This is a genomic window from Bacillus cereus group sp. BfR-BA-01356 (assembly GCF_022663635.1).
Taxonomy (GTDB): domain Bacteria; phylum Bacillota; class Bacilli; order Bacillales; family Bacillaceae_G; genus Bacillus_A; species Bacillus_A cereus.
Genome location: NZ_JAKUFX010000001.1, coordinates 168021 through 192712 on the forward strand (window position 1 = coordinate 168021; position 24692 = coordinate 192712).

Genomic DNA, 24692 nt, shown 5'->3' on the forward strand with positions numbered 1-24692 from the left:
AATTATAGACCCTCCGTCATTTCTTTATAATATTTTGCTACCCTTTCGCGGCGGCAATGTTCGCCAACCACAATTGCTTTAATTCTATCACAAGCTAATTCAACTTGATCGTTTTCTACTACATAGTCGTAAGCGTCCATCATCTCGATTTCTTCTTTCGCTACAGTTAAACGATTTTCAATAACATCTTCAGTCTCTGTACCACGTCCGACAATACGGCTCTTTAGTTCAGATAAACTTGGAGGTGCTAAGAAAATAAATACACCTTCTGGGAAAGCTTTCTTAACTTGAATTGCTCCTTGCACTTCAATTTCTAAGAATACATCTTTTCCTTCTTGTAATGTTTTTTCAACATAGTCAATCGGTGTTCCGTAATAATTACCTACGAACTCAGCCCACTCAAGTAATTTTTCATTACGAATCATTTCCTCAAATTCTTCTCTTTCTTTAAAGAAATAATCCACACCATCTACTTCACCTTCACGCGGCTTACGTGTCGTTACTGAAATAGAGTACTGAAAACGTGTATCCTCATGGCTAAACAGCTCTTTACGAACCGTCCCTTTTCCAACCCCAGAAGGCCCTGAAAGAACGATGAGCAATCCTCTTCTACTTCTCATAAATATGTAAAACCTACCCTTCCTCACTTAAATCTTCTTTATTATTCAAACGATGTGCAATCGTCTCTGGTTGAATTGGACTTAATACAACATGCCCATCATCCATAACAATAACCGCCCTTGTTTTTCTCCCATACGTAGCATCAAGCAAAGCATTATGTTCGCGTGCTTCTTGTACTGTTCGTTTAATAGGAGCTGACTCCGGACTTACAATAGCAATAATTCGATGAGCAGATACAATATTTCCGTATCCAATATTTAAAAACCGCATGGCCATAGTTTGCGCCTCCTAGTAAGTCTATCCGATTTCTCCACCACGTATAACTTTATATATTTTTTGAAAGCTACTCAATATTTTGTACTTGTTCACGAATTTTTTCAAGGTTATTTTTCATTTCTACAACATATTTTGAAATTGTTAAGTCATTTGCCTTAGAACCAATCGTATTAATTTCTCTATGCATCTCTTGCACGATGAAATCCATTTTCCTTCCAACAGGCTCTTCAATCTGCAATGTTTCACGAAATTGCTCTAAATGACTTTGCAAACGAACTAACTCTTCATGAATATCACAACGCTCTGCAAAGATTGCGACTTCTGTTAGCAATCTTTGTTCATCTAGATCTTGATTATGTAATTCTTTTAAGCGATTTTCTAATCGTTCACGATATTTTTGTGTAACAATTGGTGCATGTGGAATAATCGCATTTACACAATTGCTAATCTCTTGTAAACGATACGCTATATCTTTATGTAATCGTTCTCCTTCGCCATCTCTCATCGTTTTCAACATATGAGCAGCTTGACGAACAGCCTCATATAAACTGTTCTCAAAATGTTCATTTACATTTTCTATTTCTTCAATTGCTGTTACTTCTGGCATTGCCATTAATTGTTCGAGTGTAATAGAATCTTGTAATTGAAATTTCCCTTTTATATCTTCCATCATCGATTGGTACTGCTCAAGAAGTGACCAATTCACACTTAATTTTCTTTCAACAAGTCCTTCACCTGCTATACTAATAGACACTTCGATGCGCCCACGTCGAACTTGCTGTGCAATTATTTTACGAATTTTGTCCTCAAATACCATCATTTGCTTAGGAAGTCGAATACTCATCTCTAAAAAACGGTGGTTCACCGATTTCATTTCTACTGTAATTTGAAAAGTATCACTTTCTACTTTCGATCTTCCAAACCCTGTCATACTAGAAATCATTTTTATCACATCCAAGCCATAAAATAACTCAATGAAAAAGGTAATAGAGACAAGGCTCTACTACCTTCTGTAAATTATATCACATTTTCATAACATTGACTATTTCAAGTTTAATCCCTTCTTATATAACATCGGCTTTTTCTTCTTAGCCTTTTTCCCTGTTAATAAAGAACCTACTAGTAAGAAAGTCGGAATTGATGACAAACCTCCAATTAATAACCAATCTCTTGCTTGTATCGGCATTGTGCTAAAGATCGGTTGTAACGGTGGATAATATATAACCACTAGCATAAGTAGTAACGAAATAATAACCGCCCCTACTAAATACACGTTCCCAAATGGATTACGGTGAAAGACAGAATGCTCACTACGACAATCAAATACATGAATAAGCTGTGCAAGTACCAACGTCGCGAACGCTACAGTTTGTGCATATTTCAGTTCATTTGGATGTTGGTTATACGCAATAATAAACGCCACTAACGTCACTGCTCCAATTAAAAACCCTCGACTTATTATTTTCCACGCAAGCCCTCTAGCGAATACCCCTTCTTTCGGGTGACGCGGTGTTCTCTTCATCACATCTCCTTCAGCCTTATCCAAACCTAATGCCATCGCTGGTAAACCATCAGTAACTAAGTTCACCCATAAAATTTGAATAGGAACCATCGGCAGTGGTAATGCAAGTAACATCGCAAATAACATAACTAAAATTTCTCCAACATTTGACGCCAATAAGTAACGAATGAACTTACGTATGTTCTCGTATATATTTCTTCCTTCTTTAATCGCTGACTTAATTGTAGCAAAATTATCATCTAGTAAAACAAGTGAAGAGGCTTCTTTTGCAACATCTGTCCCTGTAATCCCCATCGCTATCCCAATATCCGCTGTTTTTATAGCTGGAGCATCGTTCACTCCATCACCTGTCATCGCTACTATATGTCCTTGATTTTGCAATGCTTTAACAATTTTCAATTTATGCTCAGGTGATACACGAGCGAATACATACGTATCTTCTACAACATTTTCTAATTCCTCCACATCCATATTCGCGAGTTCTACTCCTTCAACAACGCGTCCATCTGGTGGTAAAACTCCTAATTGTTCAGCAATCGCCATTGCTGTCACTTTATGATCACCTGTAATCATTACTGTTCGAATACCAGCTTCTTTACACTCTTTTACCGCCTGCGCGACTTCTGGCCTTGGCGGGTCAATCATACCTTGTATCCCAACCAACATAAAATCTTTTTCAACGTCTCTTTCATGTTCAATAGAATCCGTGACTTTTAAAGGTTTAAACGCAACTGCAATTGTTCGAAGCGCTTGACTACCTAAGCTATGAATAGCCGCCTGTACTTCTTTTCTATATAGCTCACTTAACGGCTGCTGCTTATCCCCCCATAAGATTGTTTGACTCATTTGCAAAAGAACATCCGGTGCTCCTTTCGTAACAATAAACTTTTTCCCCTCTCGATCTCGTACAATAACACTCATCATTTTTCGAGTTGAATCAAATGGAAATTCACGAATAATTTCAAATTTCCCTTTCAATGCCTCACGTGTTATCCCAGCTTTCATTGCTGCAGCTACAAGCGCTCCCTCTGTTGGATCTCCATCTAATACGTACGCCTTTTTCTTTTGCATAATATTTGCATTGTTACATAGTGAACCAAATGTAAGTAGCTGATAAAGTGATTTTGTCTTAGCTGGATTCACTTCTTTTTCACCTTTCATAAAAGAGCCATTAGGTTCATATCCTTGCCCTGTCACTTTCCACAATTCTCCGCCTGACCACATATGTGTTACCATCATTTTGTTTTGCGTCATTGTTCCCGTTTTATCAGAGCATATAACAGAAGCGCAGCCTAACGTTTCTACGGCCGGTAACTTCCTTACAATTGCTCTCTTTTTTATCATACGCTGTACACCAAGTGATAAAGCTACTGTAACAATTGCTGGCAATCCTTCTGGAATAGCCGCAACAGCTAGCGATACCCCAGCTAAAAACATATGATATACTTCATTCCCTTGATACACACCAGCCAATACAACGAGCGCTGTCAAAATAAGAGCTACAATAATTAATATTTTTCCGAGCTGTTCTAACCTTCTTTGCAGTGGCGTTTCCATTTGCTCTGCATTTTGCAACATATTTGCAATTTGCCCCATCGCTGTATTCATACCAGTTGCTACAACGACTCCTGTACCAGATCCTCGCGTAATCATTGTCCCCATAAAAGCCATATTTTTTTGATCACCAATTGCAACATCTTGCCCTTGCAATGCTTCTACCTTCTTTTGTACAGGTACGGACTCCCCTGTCAAAGCAGACTCTTCAATATATAAACTTGATGCCTCAACAAGACGCACATCAGCCCCAATACGATCACCACTGGAAAACTTAATAATATCACCTAAAACAAGTGCTTTAGATGGTGCTTTTACCCACTTTCCATTCCGCATTACAGTAACTTGCGGGGCGGCTAGTTCCTTTAAAGCTTCCAATGATTTTTCAGCTTTTCTTTCTTGAAAAAAGCCGAGAATACCATTGATAATAACAATGGCAACAATAGCAATAGAATCAATGTATTCACCTAAAAACGCAGAAACAATTGTTGCTCCAAACAAAACGAGTACCATGAAATCTTTAAACTGTGCTAAAAATACCATTAGTGCAGAAGGCCTTTTTGCTTCTTCTAATTCATTAGTACCAAATTTCTTTACTCGCCCTTCTGCTTCTTTCTCTGTAAGTCCAACCTTTACATTCGTATTCGTTCTTTCTTCCACTTCATGTGCTCGCATTCCATACCAGTTCATCCTGCTATCGACCTCCTGATTCCAGACATACTCTATTGAAAGCTTATTCAGCCTCGTCCAAAAAAATGCTATAATTAACATTTAGTTAGAAAGGAGTGTTCATTTATGGCATTCGATGGATTATTTACAAGAGCGATTACACATGAAATTGAAAATTCTCTTTACACAGGAAGAATTTCCAAAATATACCAGCCTTCAAAATACGAGATTTTATTACATATTCGAGCGAATGGAAAGAACCAAAAACTAATTCTTTCATCTCATCCTACATATGCGCGTATGCACTTAACGAATCAAAACTACGATTCGCCAGCAATACCGCCGATGTTCTGTATGCTTCTTCGCAAACATTTAGAAGGTGGATTTATTGAAAAAATTGAACAAATCGACTTAGAACGCATTATTCAAATTACAGTTCGCAGTCGTAATGAGATCGGAGACGAATCATTAAAAACATTAGTAATTGAAATAATGGGACGACATAGTAACATTATCTTATTAGATACGAAAACAAACGTGATTTTAGATAGCTTAAAACACGTTTCATTAGCCGTAAACCGTCACCGAACTGTATATGCTGGTGCTGAGTACGTCGCGCCACCAGCCCAACATAAAATCAATCCTCTGCAAATTGAAACCGCAGATGATTTTATTAGACCGCTAGACTTTCTATCTGGAAATATGGATAAACAACTCGTCGGTGCTTTCATGGGAATATCCCCATTATTTGCAAAAGAAGTAGTAAAGAAAGCCGGTATGGTAAACGAGAAAGCATTATCAGAAGCATTTTTCTCTGTACAAACACCATTACTATCTCATGCATATACACCTACAATGATTACTGCAAATGGAAAAGAATTCTTTTATCTTTTCCCTCTTACACACTTGCAAGGAGAAGAAAAAACATTCTCATCAGTGAGCGAATTGTTAGATCGTTTCTTCTTTGGCAAAGCAGAACGTGATCGTGTAAAACAACAAGCTCATGATTTAGAACGCTTTATGCAAAACGAAAAAAATAAAAACGAGAAAAAACTCATTAAACTCGAAAAAACACTGCAAGATGCTGGAAAAGCAGATAAATATCAACTATTTGGAGAGCTACTTACAGCCAATATGTACGCTTTAAAAAAGGGCGATAAAGATATTGAGGTCGTTAATTATTACGATGAGAATGGTGGAACTGTAAAAATCACATTAGATCCTTTAAAAACACCATCTGAAAATGCACAACGCTATTTCCAAAAGTATCAAAAAGCAAAAAATTCAGTTGTTGTTGTAGAAGAACAAATTGAAAAAACAAATGAAGAAATTCTTTATTTTGATAGCTTACTTCAACAAATGGAAGCTGCTTCTTCAAAAGACATTGAAGAAATTCGTGAGGAATTAGCTGAAGAAGGTTATGTGCGCAATCGCAAAACGAAAAACGCAAAGAAAAAGCCTACTAAACCAGTATTAGATAAATATGTAGCAAGTGATGGCACAGAGATTTTCGTTGGTAAAAACAATAAACAAAATGATTATTTAACAACGAAGTTTGCCCGCCGTGATGAAATTTGGTTACATACGAAAGATATACCTGGCTCTCACGTTGTCATTCGTTCTTTAGAGCCTGCTGAAGAAACTTTACTAGAAGCTGCCAAAATTGCTGCCTATTACAGTAAAGCGAAAGAGTCTAGCTCTGTACCTGTTGATTTCACCAAAATACGCCATGTCAAAAAACCGAGTGGTGCAAAACTTGGTTTTGTTACGTACGACAATCAGCAAACCGTATATGTAACACCAGATGCTGATATTGTAATGAAATTAAAAGCATAAATAAAAAAATGCGTTGCTTGTATGCAGCGCATTTTTTATATGTTTTCAATTTCGTTGCTATATCCATTCAATATTGTCAAAAAAATTGACAGTATCATTTCACATTTGTATAAATTTTTTTACAGCATGTAAATAAAGTACAAGTGTAACTCCAATCATTTTTCCCCATCCCCCTGCTATTCATTGAAGCAATCTAGATTTTATGAACAAACCGTCTCCCACAAATTACGGGCTATTTTTTTATCTCCCCTAAAATATATGTTGTCCCTACTATCCTTTCTTCAAATATACATTTTGGCACGCTATTTGCTTTATTCAATACTATGAATAGGAGGAATTAACATGACTTTAAAAATTAATAAAATCCAAAATCAACTACAAAACTATGAAATTGACGGGTTACTTATTACAAAAAAAGAAAATCGCCAATATGCAACAGGCTTTACAGGTAGCGCTGGCGTCGTCTTAATCTCTGCCGATCAAGCTGTTTTTATCACTGATTTCCGCTATGTAGATCAAGCGAAATCACAAATAAAAGATGCTGAAATTATTATGCATAAAGGAAATTTAGAAAAAGAAATTGCACATCAAGTATCGAAATTAAACATTCAAAAACTTGGAATTGAAGAAAACAACATGACATTGCAACAATATAAAAACTTGCAAAAATACGTACAGGCGGAAATGATTCAAGTGTGCGAAATTATCGAAAATATTCGTATCATTAAAGACACGCCTGAAATAGAAACAATGAAAATTGCAGCTAATATCGCGGACGAAGCATTTCACCACATTCTTACGTTTCTAAAACCAGGAATAAGTGAAAATGCTGTACGAGATGAATTAGAATTTTTCATGCGAAAAAAAGGTGCTGCATCTTCATCATTTCAAATTATTGTAGCTTCTGGTGTTCGTTCTTCTCTTCCACATGGAGTTGCATCAAATAAAATAATTGAACGAGGCGACATCGTTACATTAGATTTCGGTGCACTTTATGACGGATATTGTTCTGATATAACACGTACTGTAGCAATAGGGGAACCATCGGAAGAATTCAAAAAAATATACAATGTTGTACGAGAAGCGTTAAAACGTGGGACTGAAGCGATTAAGCCTGGAGAAACCGCGAAAAGTATCGATGATGTAACAAGAAACTACATTACAGATTGTGGATATGGTCAATATTTTGGTCATTCTACTGGTCATGGTCTTGGCTTAGAAATACATGAACCTCTTCGCTTATCCCAAGAAAGTAAAGCTACATTAAAAGAAGGTATGGTTGTTACAGTTGAACCAGGTATTTACATACCAAACTGGGGCGGTTGTAGAATTGAAGACGATATCGTCATTACAAAAGACGGATATGAAGTTATTACAAAATCAAATAGAGAACTAATTGTAATCCCTTGTTAAAATCATGGCCTTTTTAAAAGGAGTTTTTCTCTACACATAGAATTCCTTCTCTGGAGTATTCGTTTAAAGAGGGGGAATTTAAATTGAATTTTGTAATTGATAAAATAGAGGGTTTACAAGTAGAATTTTCAAATCTTGTTTCCATGATGAATTACGCTCGCTATACAACAATGCAAGCAGTGGAAGGTTTAACAATTGAAGAACTTGATTATTTATATGATAAGGACGCAAATTCAATTGGTATGTTATTGTACCATATGGCTGCTATTGAATTTTACTACCAAATTCATACCTTTGAAGACCGTGAACCGACGGAAGCTGAATTAGAACATTGGTTACCTGCTATTGAGTTAGGGAACCTTGGACGCGAGAAAATAAAAGGAAAATCTATAAAATTTTACATCAATACATTACAAGAAGTACGTTCCAAAACGATTGCAACATTTCAATCATTACCTGATGAATGGCTGTTTAAAACAACAGACTTTTGGTATGACAAACCAGCTAACAACTACTTTAAATGGTTTCACGTTTTTGAAGATGAAATCAATCATCGCGGACAAATTCGTTTAATTAAAAAAATGCAAAAAGCCCATTCAGTAAAATGAGAAAATGCCACCGAATAAGGTGGCATTTTCTTTTATTCATTAACGAATAACTTTTCGTTTAATTTTTTAGTGACTATCGCTACCAACATTAAAATGCAAATTAAATATAGTAATTTCGCAATAAACAACCATCCTTGAAACATTACAATTCCATCTATTATTTCATTTCCTTTTAATAACAAAAATGGGATCATACTAATTATAATGATAAACTCGATACTGAAAAGCATTTTCTTTTTTCGACTATATGCTTTCCATTCATTCCAGCGATACATAGGAGCAAAAATCAATACGCCAATACATAATATAACTGGTACCCATCCACTGTTAAGAAATTGCCCTGAAATAACTGATAATAGTAAACAAACGAGCACACCATAATATCCTATTCTCTCTCTTATTCGTACTCCCCCATTCTACTTCTCCTCAAATTCCATTTTTAGGATCAATTGTATTGTAACATCCATTTATCGTCCTTACCATTACAGTACATGAAATTTTACTTTTTTCTTTTTCCTATACTCACATACTTTCACTGCTTTCATACAATAAACTACACGAATGCCTAAAGGATGTGAATGTTATGGGAGTTGAATTAACGCTATTACACGCTCTCTACATTATTTGTTTACTCACTATTATTACATTTTTTATTCTCCGGAAAGATACGACGATTATTTGTATCGTTTTTATCTTTTTATTAGCATTAACTGCAACAAGTTCTATCCCTCTTGCCATTAGCGGGATTTTTCAAAGTTTCATTTACGCCATTACTGAGCTATTACCAACTATATTAATCATCTCCATTATCGTATCAATGAGCAATTTACTCGTTCATACTGGCATAAATGATACGATGATTTCACCATTTACAAAAATGATTCGTACACCTACACTCGCCTACTGGATTATCGGCCTTTTAATGATGACCATTTCTTTCTTCTTTTGGCCTTCTCCAGCTGTCGCCTTAATGGGAGCTATTTTATTGCCGGTTGCTGTACGTGTCGGTCTTCCTCCAATTGGGGTTGCAATTGCTATGAACTTATTCGGACACGGCATCGCCTTATCTGGCGACTTCGTTATTCAAGGTGCACCGAAATTAACTGCAGACGCGGCTGGTCTCCCTGTTTCCAGCGTCGTATCTGCAAGTGTTCCACTTGTTATCGTTATGGGCATTGTGACAACTTCCGTCGCTTTTTTCTTCTTACGAAAAGAGTTTCATACAGGCTTATCTATACAAGAATCTATTCCATTAACTGCGTCTTCTAAAACGCTCACTTCATTATCTCCTCGCACAAAGAAATGGCTCGCTATATGTATCCCTACCGTATATATCATTGATATCCTTTGCATGATTCAATTTAAACTACAAGGAAGCGACGCAACTGCACTTATCGGCGGAACGACTGTTATTATGATTATCATCATTTCACTCATCGCCTACAAAGGTAATGGACTAAATAAAACAACCGATTATTTTATAGAAGGGCTCCAATTTGGATTTAAAATCTTTGGTCCAGTTATTCCAATTGCTGCACTCTTTTATTTAGGAGATAGCGGCTTTGTGAAAATTATCGGAGACTATTTACCGAAAGGTTCACATGGAATCATTAACGACTTAGGGATTGCCTTATCTCAAACGGTCCCTTTAAACCAATACGTATCGGCGGGAACATTAACTATCGTTGGTGTCATAACAGGCTTAGATGGATCTGGTTTTTCCGGTATATCGCTTGCTGGTTCCATTGCAAACCTTTTCGGAACAGCTTTAGGTCATGGAACAGCTACATTAACAGCACTCGGACAAATTGCGGCTATATGGACCGGGGGCGGGACGTTAATTCCTTGGGCGCTTATTCCTGCTGCTGCAATTTGCAAGGTAGATCCATTTGAACTGGCACGCCGAAACTTTTTACCGGTTGTTATCGGTTTAATTGTCACCACTATCTTTGCGATGTTTATTTTATAACGTAAGCAAGTGTTCTCTTGCTTACGTTTTTTCTTGTAAAATTCATCATGAATTACTGGTTTTCAACAGGGATTCGTTATCCCTTAGCGAAATTATATTAGGAGAGTAATTTTTTCAAAACGTTTACGAGAAACAGATTACTGCAATTAGAAAAGGGGACATAACTATGAATGAATTGATTTTCGTCTTATTAATTTGTCCGTTACTTATCTTTATCGTTTCTGTTATTGGAACGCGCAAGTCGAAAACGTATTACGTAATGCCGATTGTAACGTTTGCTAGTTTTTTAATAATAGGTGTTATCGCCTTTACTCCAAAATTTTTCTTTTGGGTCGGCATGTATAGCATTTTCTCATTTATTGTTTCTTATGTGACTCTATTGTTTGTAAGAGGATATAAGCTTGCAGAAAGCACTAAGTAGTTAAGGAGATTGTAATATGATTTTCTTTGATATTGATGGAACTTTACTTGAATTTTTAACAATGATATAAAAAAACGACCGCGTTCCCCCGCAGTCGTTTTTTTCGTGTTACGCTGTGATCCAAGCTTCGTTAGCTGGATTTTTACGCCACTCTTGTAATTTTTTCGTTTCAGCTTGTCCAATCATACCTTTTTCTGCTGCTACTTCAGTTAATGCACTGTAATCGCTTAAAGAGTATGATACTACGTTAGCTGCTTCTAGTTTTTCTTTTCCTGCTTCAAGCTCGTATGTGAAGATTGATACGATTCCTAATACTTCACATCCAGCTTCGCGAAGTGCTTCTACACATGTAATTGCACTACCGCCAGTTGAAATTAAGTCTTCTACTACTACGACTTTTTGACCTTTTTCAGCTTTTCCTTCGATTTGGTTCCCTTTACCGTGACCTTTTGCTTTACTACGTACGTAGCACATTGGTAAATCCATACGATCGCTTACCCATGCAGCGTGCGCAATACCAGCAGTTGCTGTTCCTGCAATAATTTCTACAGTTGGGAAGTGCTCTTTAATTAACTCTTCTAATCCAGCTGCAATCGCTTGACGTACTTTTGGATAAGATAAAGTTAAACGGTTATCACAATAAATTGGTGATTTCATACCTGAAGACCAAGTGAATGGATCATTCGGTTGTAAAAATACTGCTCCAATTTCTAATAAATGCGATGCGATTTCTTTTTTCATACTGTTACACCTTCCCACTGTTGTTTTACTGTTTTATACGCTTCAAGCGGATTTTCTGCTTTTGTAATACTACGTCCAACTACGATGTAGCTTGAGCCAAGTTCCCTCGCACGTTTCGGTGTTGCTACGCGCACTTGGTCATTTACATCATCGCTTGCAAGACGAATCCCCGGTGTTACTGTTACAAATTCATTTCCGCATACTTCACGTAATTTTGGAACTTCAAGTGTTGAACAAACAACGCCATCAAGTCCACTTTCTTTCGTTAATTTTGCATAATGAGCAACCGCTTCTTCTAACGTTTTCTCAATGCCGATCTCTTTTTTCATCATAGCTTCCGAAGTGCTTGTTAGTTGTGTAACTGCAATACAAATCGGTCTCTCTTTTCCTTCTTGCTTACCTTCCTCTAATCCCTCAATCGCAGCTTTCATCATGCTGCTTCCCCCAGCAGCATGAACATTTACCATATCAACATCTAGACTAGCTAGGCTACGCATAGCGCTTTTTACTGTATTCGGAATATCATGAAGTTTTAAATCTAAGAAGATCTTATGTCCCTTTTCTTTTAAGTACGTAATAATCGCAGGGCCTTCTTTGTAAAATAACTCCATACCTACTTTGACAAATAACTCTTCCCCTTCAAAGTGGCGTAAGAATTGTTCTACTTCTTGTTTCCCTGGAAAATCTAGTGCAACGATTAACGACTGTGACATGTTTGCTTCCAGCTCCTTCCTTGACATTCCGAAATGTGATCAAATCCTAATTCATCTAATAATGCTGGTAACTCTTCAATAATTGTCGGACATACGAACGGATCGATAAAGTTCGCTGTACCTACTGCAACTGCGCTTGCGCCAGCATAGAAGAATTCAATTACATCTTCAGCTGTTTCAATACCACCCATTCCGATAATTGGAATGTTAACCGCTTGGCTTACTTCATGTACCATGCGAATTGCTACTGGCTTAATCGCAGGACCTGATAATCCGCCTGTACGGTTTGCTAAAATTGGTTTAGCTGTTTTTAAATCTAGACGCATACCAAGCAATGTATTAATCATCGTTAAACCATCTGCACCTGCATTTTCAATCGCTTTTGCAATTCCTACTATGTTTGCCACGTTCGGTGACAATTTCACGTATACAGGTACTTCAGAAACCTCTTTTACTCGCTTCGTTAAATCAGCAGCAATTTCAGGATTTGTACCAAAGGCGATACCACCTGTTTTTACATTCGGACAAGAAATGTTTAATTCTAGTGCATGGACATTAGGCGCTTTAGAAATTTCCTTCGCAACCGCTACGTAATCCTCAGCTTGTGAGCCTGCAACGTTTGCAATAATTGGAAGGTCAAATTGTTCTAACCATGGTAATTCCGAATTCATTACTTTGTCTAATCCCGGGTTTTGAAGTCCGATTGCATTTAGCATGCCGCCTGGTGTTTCAGCAACACGAGGCGTTGGATTTCCATAACGTGGTTGTTCTGTCGTCGCTTTAATCATGATTGATCCTAGTACACTTAAATCGTAAAACTGTGCATATTCACGACCAAACCCAAAGCATCCAGATGCCGGTATAATTGGATTTTTTAATGATAATCCTGGTAATTCAACTTGCAATCTGTTCATAGTACAACCTCCCCGATTGGAAATACTGGTCCGTCGCTACACACCTTCTTGTAAGAATGTCCACTTGGATCTTCTTGTAAGTGGCATACACATGCGAAACAAGCTCCAATACCACAGCCCATACGTTCTTCTAATGAAATATAGGCTTTTTTCTCTTTGTAACGTCCTTCTAATGCACGAAGCATCGCTAGCGGACCACATGAATAAAGAATATCAAAGTCAATTCCGTAATTATCAATTACATCTGTGACAAATCCTTTTGTACCGTGTGTACCGTCTACTGTCGCAACGTACGTATCACCAAGTTCTGCAAATTTTTCTTCATAGAAAACTACATCTTTCGTTTGAAAGCCTAAGATGTGAATAACACGTACACCTTTTGCAACGAGGCGCTGTGATAATTCATAAAGTGGTGGTACACCAATTCCCCCACCTACTAGTAAAGCTGTTTGACCAGCTTCTGCTTCTTCTACAGGAAAACCGTGTCCTAATGGTCCTAGTACATCTACCATTTCACCTTGTTTTCTAGTTGCTAATGTTTTTGTCCCTTGTCCTTCGGCACGATATAGCATTGTAAATTCGTTCTTCTCTTGATCTACATTACAAATACTAATTGGGCGGCGCAGAAGGGGCGCAATGCCCTCTGCTACCTTAATGTGTACAAACTGCCCTGGTTCGTTCATTTGCTGTACTAACGTTCCTTGAAGCACTAATTCGTAAATATTTTTTGCGATTTCTTTTTGGTTAACGACGATCATATTTTGCTTTTGCATCATGCATGTACCACCTCGTGACGCTTTGTTTGCGTAATTTCTTTCATTGAATGAGCTGAGAATGTCATAGATTCTAATACTCGTAAGATTGCTCTTGTTGTATCAAGTGATGTTAAGCAAGCCACACCATTTTCTACTGATTCACGGCGAATGCGGAAACCATCACGCGCTGGTTGTTTACCTTTTGTTAATGTGTTAATTACAAACTGTGCTTTTCCTTGACGGATAATATCTAGTAAGTTGTAGTCTTCAGAATCAATTTTGTTTACAACTTGTACTGGGATATTTTGCTCTTCTAATGATTGTGCTGTTCCAGCTGTTGCTAATAAGTTATAGCCGATTTCGTGGAAACGTTTTGCAATTTCCATCGCCTCTTCTTTATCTTTATCCGCTACAGTAATGATTACTGAGCCGTGCGTTGGGATGTTAATTCCAGAAGCAACTAATCCTTTATACAATGCTTTTTCAAGCGTTAAGTCTTTACCCATTACTTCCCCTGTTGATTTCATTTCAGGTCCTAATGTTGTATCAACTGAGCGTAGTTTCGCGAATGAGAATACCGGAGCTTTTACATATACTTCTTTCTCTTCTGGGTGATAGCCAGTTCCGTATCCTTGCTCTACTAGGTCTTGCCCTAAAATAACTTTCGTTGCAACATTCGCCATCGGTACGCCTGTAATTTTACTTAAGAACGGTACTGTACGGCTTGCACGTGGATTTACTTCAATTACGTACACTTGATCTTTGAATACTACAAACTGGATATTTAGTAATCCAACAATGTTTAATCCTTTTCCAAGTGCAATTGTATGTTCAATGATTTGTTCTTTTAGTTTTTCAGATAAACTTTGTGGTGGATATACTCCAATTGAGTCACCAGAGTGAACTCCAGCGCGTTCAATATGTTCCATAATACCTGGAATGAATACATTCTCACCATCGGAAATTGCATCTACTTCAATTTCTTTACCAACCATGTAACGGTCGATTAATACTGGGTGATCTGCATGAACTTTAACTGCATTTTTCATGTAGTGCAGTAGTTCTTCTTGGCGATATACGATTTCCATCGCACGTCCACCTAGTACGTAAGATGGTCTTACTAATACTGGGTAACCAATTTCTTCTGCGATTGCTACCGCTTGTTCTACAGTCGTTGCTGTTTTACCAACTGGTTGCGGGATGCCAAGTTTTGTTAAAGCAGCTTCGAATTTATCACGATCTTCTGCACGGTCTAAGTCTTCAAGTGATGTTCCTAAAATTTTCACACCGTGTTCTTCTAGTTTCGCTGCTAAGTTAATTGCCGTTTGTCCACCGAACTGAACGATAACACCTTCTGGTTTTTCTAAATCGATAATATGCATTACATCTTCAATCGTTAATGGTTCAAAGTATAATTTGTCAGAAATACTGAAGTCTGTTGAAACTGTTTCTGGGTTGTTGTTAATGATAATTGCTTCATATCCAGCTTCTTTAATTGCCCATACTGAGTGAACTGTTGCGTAATCAAACTCAACACCTTGACCAATACGGATCGGACCAGATCCTAGAACTACTACACTCTTACGATCTGTTACAATCGATTCATTTTCGTCCGCATATGTGCTGTAGTAATATGGCGTTGCAGATTCAAACTCTGCCGCACAAGTATCTACCATTTTGAATACTGGCATCATATTATTTTCTTTACGCATATCGTAAATTTCGCGCTCCGTTTTGTTCCAAGCTGCTGCAATGTAGTGATCGCTGAAGCCCATTTCTTTTGCAGTTTGTAGTACTTCCATATTTTCTACATTCGCTTTTACTTCACGTTCCATATTTACGATGTTTTCAACTTTTTGTAAGAAGAAGAAGTCCATTTCACACCATTCATTGATTTCTTCTTTCGTTACACCTTGGCGAATTGCTTCTGCTACAATAAACAGTCGTTCATCATCCGCTTTAATGATACGTTTTTTCATCGTTTCTTTATCAAGTTCTTTTAAGTGGTCTAATTCTAAGTGATAAATGCCAAGCTCTAAAGAACGAACTGCTTTTAGTAATGATTCTTCTAAGTTACGTCCGATTGACATAACTTCACCAGTTGCTTTCATTTGTGTTCCAAGCGTTCTGTTCGCTGATTCAAACTTATCAAACGGCCAACGTGGAATTTTTGAAACAACATAGTCTAACGCTGGCTCGAAGCAAGCGTAAGTTTTTTGTGTTACTGGGTTTACGATTTCATCTAACGTTAAGCCGACTGCAATTTTTGCTGCTAATTTCGCAATTGGATATCCAGTTGCTTTAGATGCTAGTGCAGATGAACGACTTACACGTGGATTTACTTCGATTACATAGTATTGGAAGCTATATGGATCTAGTGCAAGCTGAACGTTACATCCACCTTCAATTCCTAGTGCACGAATAATTCGTAATGACGTGTTACGTAACATTTGGTATTCACGGTCGCTTAGCGTTTGGCTCGGTGCTACAACGATTGAATCACCTGTATGAACACCAACTGGATCGATATTTTCCATGTTACACACTACAATTGCGTTATCATTTGAATCACGCATTACTTCGTATTCAATTTCTTTACAGCCAGCAATACTTTTCTCCAATAAACATTGTGTTACTGGGCTATGTTTTAAACCACTTGTTACGATTTCAATTAGCTCTTCTTCGTTATGACAAATTCCGCCGCCCGTTCCTCCTAATGTGAACGCTGGTCGAACGATTACTGGGTAACCAATTTCGTTTACAAATCCATATGCTTCATCAAGGTTATGAATAATTTCACTTGGTGGTGTTGGTTCATTTAAATCTTGCATTAATGTACGGAATAAATCACGATCTTCCGCTTGCTCGATTGCTGATAATTTTGTTCCTAAAATTTCAACTCCGCACTCGTCAAGTACGCCTGATTTTGCAAGTTCAACAGCCATGTTTAAACCTGTTTGACCACCTAATGTTGGTAGGATTGCATCAGGACGTTCTTTACGAATAATACGGCTTACGAATTCTAATGTTAATGGCTCGATGTATACTTTATCAGCTGTTGCAGTATCCGTCATAATTGTTGCTGGGTTAGAGTTAACAAGGATTACTTTGTAACCTTCCTCTTTAAGAGATTGACAAGCTTGTGTACCAGAGTAGTCAAACTCCGCTGCTTGCCCAATTACAATTGGTCCTGATCCGATTACTAAAATTGTGTTAATGTCTAGGCGTTTTGGCATAACTCTTCCCCTTCTTTCTTGAATTTTTCAATCATTGTTAAGAAATCTTCGAATAAATCATTTGCATCTTCTGGTCCCGCTGAAGCCTCTGGATGGTATTGTACTGTAAATGCCGGGAACTTCTTATGACGAAGACCTTCTACCGTTCCATCGTTTAAAGCAACATGTGTAATTTCAAGATCTGTATTTTCAACTGATTCTTCTTCTACTGCGTATCCGTGGTTTTGAGATGTAATTGCTACTTTTCCAGTTGCAAGATTTTTTACTGGATGGTTTAAACCACGGTGACCAAATTTCAACTTACTTGTATTTGCACCTGATGCTAGAGCGAACAATTGATGTCCTAGGCAAATTCCGAATAAAGGAACTTTACCGATAATGTCTTTTAACATTTCAATTGCTTCTGGTACATCTTTCGGATCTCCAGGTCCATTACTTAACATAATTCCATCTGGGCTAAGGCGTAAAATTTCTTCCGCTGTTGTGTTGTAAGGAACTACAATTACATCACAGTCACGCTTATTTAATTCTCGTAAAATACCATGTTTCATACCGAAGTCTACTAGTACAACTCGGTGACCACGACCTGGGCTTGGGTATGGATCTTTCGTTGATACGCGTTTTACATGATCTGTAAATACTGTCGCTTTTAATTGGCTTACAATGTACTCTACATCTGCATCCATGTTACAAAGGCGTCCACGTAATGTACCGTATTGACGAATTTTTCTCGTTAATTTTCTCGTATCAATCCCTGCTAATCCTGGGATATTTCTTTCTTTCAAGTAATCATTTAACGAAATTTCATTACGGAAGTTTGATGGGTGATCACAAATTTCGTTTACGATTAAACCATTTACAGATGGGTGAATGGATTCAAAATCGTCACGGTTAATGCCGTAGTTTCCGATTAATGGGTACGTGAATGTTACGATTTGACCGCAATATGATGGATCAGATAATGTTTCTTGATATCCAGTCATTCCTGTTGTAAATACAACCTCACCTGACTTTTCGATTTCGCCTCCGAAACCTGTTCCAATTAATACTGTTCCATCTTCTAAGATAAGTTGTCTTTTCATACTAATGCACTCTCCTTTTGCCATGCGATCTTACCACCAACGATTGTCATTACCGGCCATCCTTGGCATTTCCAACCTGCGAATGGTGTATTTTTTCCTTTTGATAAGAATGTTGTTGGGTCAATCTCTTCTTCTTGTTCTAAATCAATGATTGTAATATCAGCTGCTCTACCTTCTTTTAGGCGACCTGCTTCTAAGCCGAATGTATCAGCTGGCTTTTCTGTTAAGAATTGAATTAACTGTTCTAGCGTAATAACTCCCTTTTTCACAAGGTTTGTGTATAGAAGCGGGAATGCTGTTTCAAAACCAGTAATTCCAAACGGTGCTCTTTCAATTCCTTGTGCTTTCTCTTCCGCTGTATGCGGTGCATGGTCAGTTGCGATCATATCGATCGTTCCATCTAATAAACCTTCAATTAATGCTGCATGGTCTTCTTTTCCACGAAGCGGTGGGTTCATTTTAAAGTTAGGATCAGCTGATGGGATATCATCTTCACATAACACTAGGTGATGCGGTGTTACTTCTGCTGTTACTTTAATTCCAGCGCGTTTCGCATCACGGATTACACGTACAGAACCTTTCGTACTTACATGACATACGTGATAGTGGCAATCTGCTGCTTCAGCAAGCAGTATATCCCTTGCAATATGTACAGATTCACATACTGATGGGATACCGTTTAATCCGTGTTTCTCAGAAAACTTCCCTTCATGTACACAACCTTTATTAATAAGCGTATTCTCTTCACAGTGCGCAACTACTGCCATATCTAATTTTGCTGCACGTTTCATAGCCGCTAACATCATGCTCGCATCTTGTACGCCTACGCCGTCATCTGTGAAAGCAAATGCTCCAAGTTCTTTTAATGTTTCGAAATCTGTCATTTCAGAACCAGCTTGACGTACTGTAATTGCTCCGTATGGTAGTACGTTAACATGAGCTTTTTCTTCAATACGTTTTTGCAAGTCTTCCATATGTTCTCTGCAATCTGGTACCGGGCGTGTATTTGGCATTGCGCAAATTGTAGTGAATCCACCTTTTGCCGCTGCTAGTGTACCTGTTTCAATTGTTTCTTTATGTTCACCACCTGGTTCACGAAGATGTACGTGTACATCTACTAATCCAGGTGCGATTAACTTTCCGTTCACATCGATTACTTCAGCATTATCTGCCGTAATATTTTCTGCTACCTTAGCGATTTTACCGTCTTGTACGAGAAGATCCGTTGCTACGATTTTTCCTTCTTCATTCATATAACGACCATTTTTAAACAAATAATTCATGTTTCATTCCTCCTAATACATTTGGTAAGGCGCGTTTTAGTACAGCCATTCTTACGTAAACTCCATTTTCCATTTGTTTAAATATACGTGAACGCTCACACTCAACAAGTTCACTTGCAATTTCAACATCACGGTTTACAGGAGCTGGATGCATAATAATGCTTCCTTCTTTCATACGCTTTTCTCTTTCTACTGTTAATCCGTGTTTCTCATGATATTCTTTCATAATGTCTGTTTCATAATGATCATGACGCTCATGTTGTACACGGAGTAACATCATTACATCAACTTCTGGAACAAGTTCATCTAATGGTTTGTATGTTCCAAATGTGTTGTCTTCATCTTGCCACTCTTCTGGACTTGCAAAGTAAATTGTTGCACCAAGCTTCGTTAATGCTTCTGCATTAGAACGTGCTACTCGGCTATGACGAACATCTCCTACTATTGCAATCTTCAAACCTTCAAATCTTCCAAACTCTTGTTTAATTGTAAGAAGGTCCAGTAGGCACTGTGTTGGGTGGTTTCCGCATCCATCTCCAGCATTTAAGATTGGAATATTCACCTGATCTTTTAGTTCATCGAAGTAGCGATCTTGCTCGTGGCGGATGACCACTGCTTTTGTTCCGATTGATTCTAGTGTTCTTATCGTATCGTATAGAGTTTCTCCTTTTTGTACGCTAGATGCATCAGCTGAAAAGTTTAAAACATCAAGTCCTAATCTCTTCTCAGCAACTTCAAAGCTAAATCTCGTTCTCGTACTATTCTCAAAGAACAAGTTCGCAACAAAAGTTTGCTCTGTCGTTTTGCTCTCTTTTCCATTCGCAAAATCTTCTGCATCTTTTAGGATTTCTGAAATTTCTACTTCCGATAATTCACTCATCGTTAACAAATGGCTCATCGTCATCCCTCATCTTTCTGATTTTTATGTTACCACTTTTGAATTTTTATAACAACCTTTGCATAAAAATACCCTAATCGTGTGAGACTAGGGTGCAAGAAAGAAGCCACCCTTTCCGGTCTCACAGGACTGAATTAAAAGGTTATTATTATGAAGCAATCTGCTTAGATTGTTTTATTTGTTTCGTTTCCGGTAGTAGTAGATTTAACAGTACACCTACAATTGCTGCTAGTGCCATTCCTTCTACTTGGAATGATTCTCCTACATGAAGTACCGCTCCACCAATACCGATTACTAATATTACTGATGCAATCATTAAGTTTCGTTTGTCACTTAAATCTGTTTTATCATCTACCATCATGCGTAATCCGCTTGATGCGATTACACCGAATAGTAAGATTGATACACCACCCATAACTGGTGTTGGGATCGAATGAATCAGTGCAGAAATCTTACCGATAAATCCGAACATGATTGCGAATACTGCTGAACCGATGAATAAGTATACACTGTATGCTCTCGTAATTGCTAGCACACCGATGTTTTCACCATACGTTGTATTCGGTGGCCCACCGATTAGTGACGCGATTAATGTTGCTACTCCGTCACCGAAGATTGAACGGTGTAAACCTGGTTTTTCAATTAAATCTCTTTTAATAACATTTCCAAGAACAATTTGATGTCCGATATGTTCTGATATTGTTACTAGTGCAACTGGTACCATCAAGAGTACAATCTTCCATGAAAACTCTGGTGTGTATGTTACAAATGGTACTGTGAAATCTGGTACAACAAACCATTTTGCCTCAGCTACCGGCTTTAAGTCTACTAGCCCTTGGAAGTAAGCGAAGATATATCCGCCGATAATGCCAAGTAACACTGGTATGATACTGAAAAATCCTCTTCCAAATATCGAGCATATAATTGTAATTGCTAATGTTACTAACGCTACTGAAAAGTGTGTAAAGCTATATTTGCCATCCGCACCGTTCATCGCCATGTTAACTGCTGTATGTGCTAAAGCTAGACCGATTACCATTACTACTGGACCAACTACGATTGGTGGTAGTAATTTCATAATCCACTCTGATCCTGATTTCTTAATTCCGAGTGAGATTAAGATGTACACAAGTCCTGCTAGCAAACCACCAAGCATTGCCGCTCCCGGTCCACCTGCCGTTTTCGCTGTTATAATCGGTGCGATAAAGGCGAATGATGATCCTAGATAAGCAGGTACTTGACCTTTCGTTATAAGAAGAAACGCTAACGTTCCTAATCCACTTGATATTAATGCTACTGATGGATTCAATCCTGTTAAAAACGGAACAAGCACTGTTGATCCAAACATCGCGAACAAATGTTGTATACTTAAAAATAACCATTTTCCCGGTTTCGGTACTTCATTAACGTCTAACACTGGCTTTTGTTCCATTGTTACATCCTCCTTCAGTTTAAATCTTTGCAATAAAAAAACTCTTTGTGCCTGTGCACAAAGAGTCCTACACTTTCGTATGCCAAATTTGACATATGAAAGCCAAGACCCTTTGGCAGCCTCACAGGACTACATTTAAAAGGGCTTTACTTATCGTATATGCTTACTCGATCTTGTTGATCTGTCTCTTGCAAATCAACTTCGATACGCTCTTCACTTGATGTTGGAATATTCTTCCCTACATAATCAGCGCGAATTGGTAATTCGCGATGACCTCTATCAACAAGAACCGCCAATTGGATTTGAGATGGTCTACCTAAATCCATAAGAGCATCCATTGCTGCTCGAACTGTTCTTCCTGTATATAATACGTCATCCACAAGGATAACTTTTTTCTTCGTAATATCTACAGGGATATCAGAACCTTTTACAAGTGGTTCTTTATTTTTCGATTGTAGTGTTAAATCATCACGATATAACGTAATGTCTAACTCTCCAACTTCCATTTCTTTTCCTTCAATTTGACCAATTCGTTCTGCCAAACGTTGTGCAATAAAAATTCCACGAGTTTTAATTCCGACAAGAACACAATTATCGACACCTTTATTTCGTTCCACGATTTCATGACTAATTCGTGTTAAAGCGCGGCGAATCATTTGGTCATCTAAAACGACAGCTTTCTCTTGCATGCTCTACACCTCCAAGCTTTTTTCTTGCGTGAGAGTAATGGTATAAAAAAAGTCCTCTCAGCGTGTGCGAGAGGACTTTTGAAAAAAGGGTACAACATACCCTAAGTATTTCAAACCGTTACCTTCTCAACCTCACGGGGCTGTGTTAAAGGATCATTATTTAACTGTTGTCAGTATCTCAGTTTTCTTATGATTTGTCAATACTATTTTCGTAAAATATTTAATGCGTCTTCAAACACTTCTGGAATCGGTGCCTCAAACTGAATATATTCATCAGTACGAGGATGATCAAAGCCTAAAATACCCGCATGAAGTGCTTGTCCATTCATATCTAACGTTTTCTTCGGACCATACTTCGGATCTCCTGCAAGTGGATAGCCAATATATTTCATATGAACACGAATTTGGTGTGTACGTCCCGTTTCTAAGCGACATTCTACAAGTGTAAAGTCTTTAAAGCGTTCTAACACTTGGAAATGCGTAACAGCGTTCTTACCATTTTCATCAACTGTCATACTTTGACGCTCTTTCTTATCACGAGCAATCGGAGCATCAATCGTTCCCTTATCATGCGGAATCACACCGTGTACAATCGCTTTGTAACGTCTCGTTACTGTTTTTGCTACAAGCTGATTTACAAGCGATTCATGTGCCATATCATTTTTAGCAACCATTAATAGTCCAGATGTATCTTTATCGATACGATGCACGATACCTGGACGCATTACACCGTTAATGCCTGATAAGTCTGTACAATGGTGCATAAGGCCATTTACAAGTGTACCACTTGTATGCCCTGGTGCTGGATGTACAACCATACCACGTGGCTTATTTACAACAAGCACATCTGCATCTTCATAATAAATTTCTAAATTTAAATCCTCTGGTTGAATATCTAACTCTTCTGGTTCAGGAATTGTTACTGTAATTTCATCTTCTTCTTTTACTTTATAATTCCCTTTTACCGCTTTCCCGTTTACTGTCACAACTTCATCTTTAATCCATTGCTGCACTTGCGTACGTGACCATTCGTTATTTATCCCTGTAACGAATTTATCAATTCGCTCGTTTTTTTGCTCTGCTGCAACTGTTACTTGTACTACTTCACTCATTCAATTACTCCTTCGCTTTCTTGCCTTCTAATAATGTTTGAATAATAATTAATACAACACCAATACATAATGCTGAATCAGCTATATTGAATACTGGATAGTTGTACGAGAAAATATACACGTGAATGAAATCCACTACTTCTTGTCTAAATACACGATCAATAAAGTTACCAATTGCCCCGCCCAAAATTAGGCCTAACGAAATACCTAGAAGCTTGTCTGTTTTCGCATACTTTTTCATATAAAATACAATAAACACTACAAAAACAACTGTAATAATGTAGAAGAACCACATTTTATTTTCTAAAATACCCCAAGCAGCGCCTCTATTTCGATGTGATGTTATGTATAATACATTGTCGATAATCGGAATACTCGTACCCAATTCCATGTTCTTTACAATTAACCACTTCGATATTTGATCGATAGCAATGACGAATAACGCTATTACATAATATATCATTTTCATTTCCCCCACAAAGACAGTGTACCTCAAAATTTTAGCATAGCTGCTACCTTTTCACAATGAACCTTTATAGAAGAATAAAATAAATTAAAAAAAGGTAATATAATATCGTTGTGCGTATTCATACATTTACCTTTTCATAAAAGAATTCATGAATCGTACGGGCAGTCGGCATTGTCTTCATTTGCTTTGTCGAAATTAATCTCCCCGTATCTTCACAAATACCATACATGTCTATTTCCATTTTAAATAATGCGCGTTCTACATCCTTTAAATCCTCTTTTATATCATGTAATAGCAATTTTTTCTTTATCTCTTCCTTAATTTCATATCCAAGCTCTTGGCTGAACTCGACATCATATTTGTGCATTACTTCTTTAGCTAGTCTCTCTTGCAACTCTTTTCTCATCAATTGCAATTCTTCTTTTATTTCCATGTAAATTTCATTCACGTGTACATTCCTCCTAGCTGTAATGTACAGT

Annotated in this window: 23 protein-coding genes; 5 read left to right on the top strand and 18 right to left on the bottom strand. The window is 37.6% G+C overall.

Translation table 11 applies throughout. The annotated features are described in order from the left end of the window. Positions 1 to 2: 2 nt before the first annotated feature. From gmk to MR168_RS00805, 4 genes are all read right to left on the bottom strand, one after another. Entirely contained in the window at positions 3 to 620 is a 618-nt protein-coding gene (gene gmk / locus MR168_RS00790) for a guanylate kinase (protein ID WP_001257741.1), read from the bottom strand. 13 nt (positions 621 to 633) lie between these two features. Beyond that, complete coding sequence (remA, locus tag MR168_RS00795) at positions 634 to 897, bottom strand: extracellular matrix/biofilm regulator RemA (RefSeq protein ID WP_001251456.1); 264 nt, start codon at positions 895 to 897, stop codon at positions 634 to 636. A 67-nt stretch (positions 898 to 964) separates the two neighbouring features. Then, positions 965 to 1840, bottom strand: coding sequence for a YicC/YloC family endoribonuclease (locus tag MR168_RS00800; RefSeq protein ID WP_000625866.1), 876 nt, complete (start codon positions 1838 to 1840; stop codon positions 965 to 967). Between the two features lie 99 nt (positions 1841 to 1939). Beyond that, positions 1940 to 4663 (bottom strand): calcium-translocating P-type ATPase, SERCA-type, encoded by a 2724-nt coding sequence (locus MR168_RS00805; RefSeq protein WP_006928320.1) that lies wholly within the window; start codon positions 4661 to 4663, stop codon positions 1940 to 1942. A gap of 105 nt (positions 4664 to 4768) precedes the next feature. Between MR168_RS00805 and MR168_RS00810 the strand changes: the two genes are divergently transcribed. The 3 genes from MR168_RS00810 to MR168_RS00820 all read left to right on the top strand — a co-directional run bounded on the left by MR168_RS00810 (position 4769) and on the right by MR168_RS00820 (position 8499). Further along, a complete protein-coding gene (locus tag MR168_RS00810) occupies positions 4769 to 6478 on the top strand; it encodes an Rqc2 family fibronectin-binding protein (RefSeq protein WP_000863286.1) in 1710 nt (569 codons plus the stop codon). A gap of 342 nt (positions 6479 to 6820) precedes the next feature. Next, entirely contained in the window at positions 6821 to 7891 is a 1071-nt protein-coding gene (locus MR168_RS00815) for a M24 family metallopeptidase (protein ID WP_000172800.1), read from the top strand. 83 nt (positions 7892 to 7974) lie between these two features. Continuing rightward, on the top strand, positions 7975 to 8499 hold the full coding sequence (locus MR168_RS00820; protein WP_001012051.1) for a DinB family protein: 525 nt from the start codon (positions 7975 to 7977) through the stop codon (positions 8497 to 8499). A gap of 32 nt (positions 8500 to 8531) precedes the next feature. Here MR168_RS00820 and MR168_RS00825 read toward each other — a convergent pair whose 3' ends face one another. After that, a complete protein-coding gene (locus tag MR168_RS00825; RefSeq protein ID WP_049107494.1) occupies positions 8532 to 8900 on the bottom strand; it encodes a YoqO family protein in 369 nt (122 codons plus the stop codon). 182 nt (positions 8901 to 9082) lie between these two features. Between MR168_RS00825 and MR168_RS00830 the strand changes: the two genes are divergently transcribed. Beyond that, complete coding sequence (locus MR168_RS00830) at positions 9083 to 10468, top strand: hypothetical protein (protein ID WP_006928318.1); 1386 nt, start codon at positions 9083 to 9085, stop codon at positions 10466 to 10468. A gap of 166 nt (positions 10469 to 10634) precedes the next feature. Then, a complete protein-coding gene (locus tag MR168_RS00835) occupies positions 10635 to 10889 on the top strand; it encodes a YbeF family protein (protein WP_006928316.1) in 255 nt (84 codons plus the stop codon). Between the two features lie 108 nt (positions 10890 to 10997). Here the strand turns inward: MR168_RS00835 and pyrE are convergent, their stop codons facing one another. From pyrE to MR168_RS00900, 13 genes are all read right to left on the bottom strand, one after another. After that, complete coding sequence (pyrE, locus tag MR168_RS00840; protein ID WP_000711443.1) at positions 10998 to 11630, bottom strand: orotate phosphoribosyltransferase; 633 nt, start codon at positions 11628 to 11630, stop codon at positions 10998 to 11000. Then, positions 11627 to 12343: an orotidine-5'-phosphate decarboxylase gene (gene pyrF / locus MR168_RS00845; RefSeq protein WP_006928308.1), complete on the bottom strand. Its 717-nt coding sequence runs from the start codon at positions 12341 to 12343 to the stop codon at positions 11627 to 11629. The genes pyrE and pyrF overlap by 4 nt, the downstream gene beginning before the upstream one ends. Beyond that, entirely contained in the window at positions 12328 to 13257 is a 930-nt protein-coding gene (pyrD, locus tag MR168_RS00850) for a dihydroorotate oxidase B catalytic subunit (RefSeq protein WP_086411766.1), read from the bottom strand. Before pyrD ends, pyrF begins: the two co-directional genes overlap by 16 nt. Continuing rightward, positions 13254 to 14033, bottom strand: coding sequence for a dihydroorotate oxidase B electron transfer subunit (gene pyrK / locus MR168_RS00855; protein WP_000983359.1), 780 nt, complete (start codon positions 14031 to 14033; stop codon positions 13254 to 13256). Before pyrK ends, pyrD begins: the two co-directional genes overlap by 4 nt. After that, positions 14030 to 17248, bottom strand: a complete 3219-nt coding sequence (carB, locus tag MR168_RS00860; RefSeq protein ID WP_086411767.1) for a carbamoyl-phosphate synthase large subunit — start codon at positions 17246 to 17248, stop codon at positions 14030 to 14032. Before carB ends, pyrK begins: the two co-directional genes overlap by 4 nt. Further along, the gene (locus tag MR168_RS00865; protein WP_086411768.1) at positions 17233 to 18330 is read right to left on the bottom strand and encodes a carbamoyl phosphate synthase small subunit; all 1098 of its coding nucleotides are present in this window, start codon (positions 18328 to 18330) and stop codon (positions 17233 to 17235) included. The genes carB and MR168_RS00865 overlap by 16 nt, the downstream gene beginning before the upstream one ends. Further along, entirely contained in the window at positions 18327 to 19613 is a 1287-nt protein-coding gene (gene pyrC, locus MR168_RS00870; RefSeq protein ID WP_001108367.1) for a dihydroorotase, read from the bottom strand. The genes MR168_RS00865 and pyrC overlap by 4 nt, the downstream gene beginning before the upstream one ends. Further along, on the bottom strand, positions 19597 to 20511 hold the full coding sequence (gene pyrB / locus MR168_RS00875; protein WP_000018861.1) for an aspartate carbamoyltransferase: 915 nt from the start codon (positions 20509 to 20511) through the stop codon (positions 19597 to 19599). The genes pyrC and pyrB overlap by 17 nt, the downstream gene beginning before the upstream one ends. 148 nt (positions 20512 to 20659) lie before the next feature. Beyond that, a complete protein-coding gene (gene uraA, locus MR168_RS00880) occupies positions 20660 to 21943 on the bottom strand; it encodes a uracil permease (RefSeq protein WP_000435928.1) in 1284 nt (427 codons plus the stop codon). 146 nt (positions 21944 to 22089) lie between these two features. After that, positions 22090 to 22632, bottom strand: a complete 543-nt coding sequence (gene pyrR, locus MR168_RS00885) for a bifunctional pyrimidine operon transcriptional regulator/uracil phosphoribosyltransferase (RefSeq protein WP_001156491.1) — start codon at positions 22630 to 22632, stop codon at positions 22090 to 22092. A gap of 203 nt (positions 22633 to 22835) precedes the next feature. Continuing rightward, entirely contained in the window at positions 22836 to 23744 is a 909-nt protein-coding gene (locus MR168_RS00890) for an RluA family pseudouridine synthase (RefSeq protein ID WP_086411769.1), read from the bottom strand. A gap of 4 nt (positions 23745 to 23748) precedes the next feature. After that, positions 23749 to 24207 (bottom strand): lipoprotein signal peptidase LspA, encoded by a 459-nt coding sequence (gene lspA / locus MR168_RS00895; protein ID WP_000642180.1) that lies wholly within the window; start codon positions 24205 to 24207, stop codon positions 23749 to 23751. A 124-nt stretch (positions 24208 to 24331) separates the two neighbouring features. Then, positions 24332 to 24661 (bottom strand): TraR/DksA C4-type zinc finger protein, encoded by a 330-nt coding sequence (locus MR168_RS00900; RefSeq protein ID WP_001002955.1) that lies wholly within the window; start codon positions 24659 to 24661, stop codon positions 24332 to 24334. Positions 24662 to 24692: the final 31 nt, after the last annotated feature.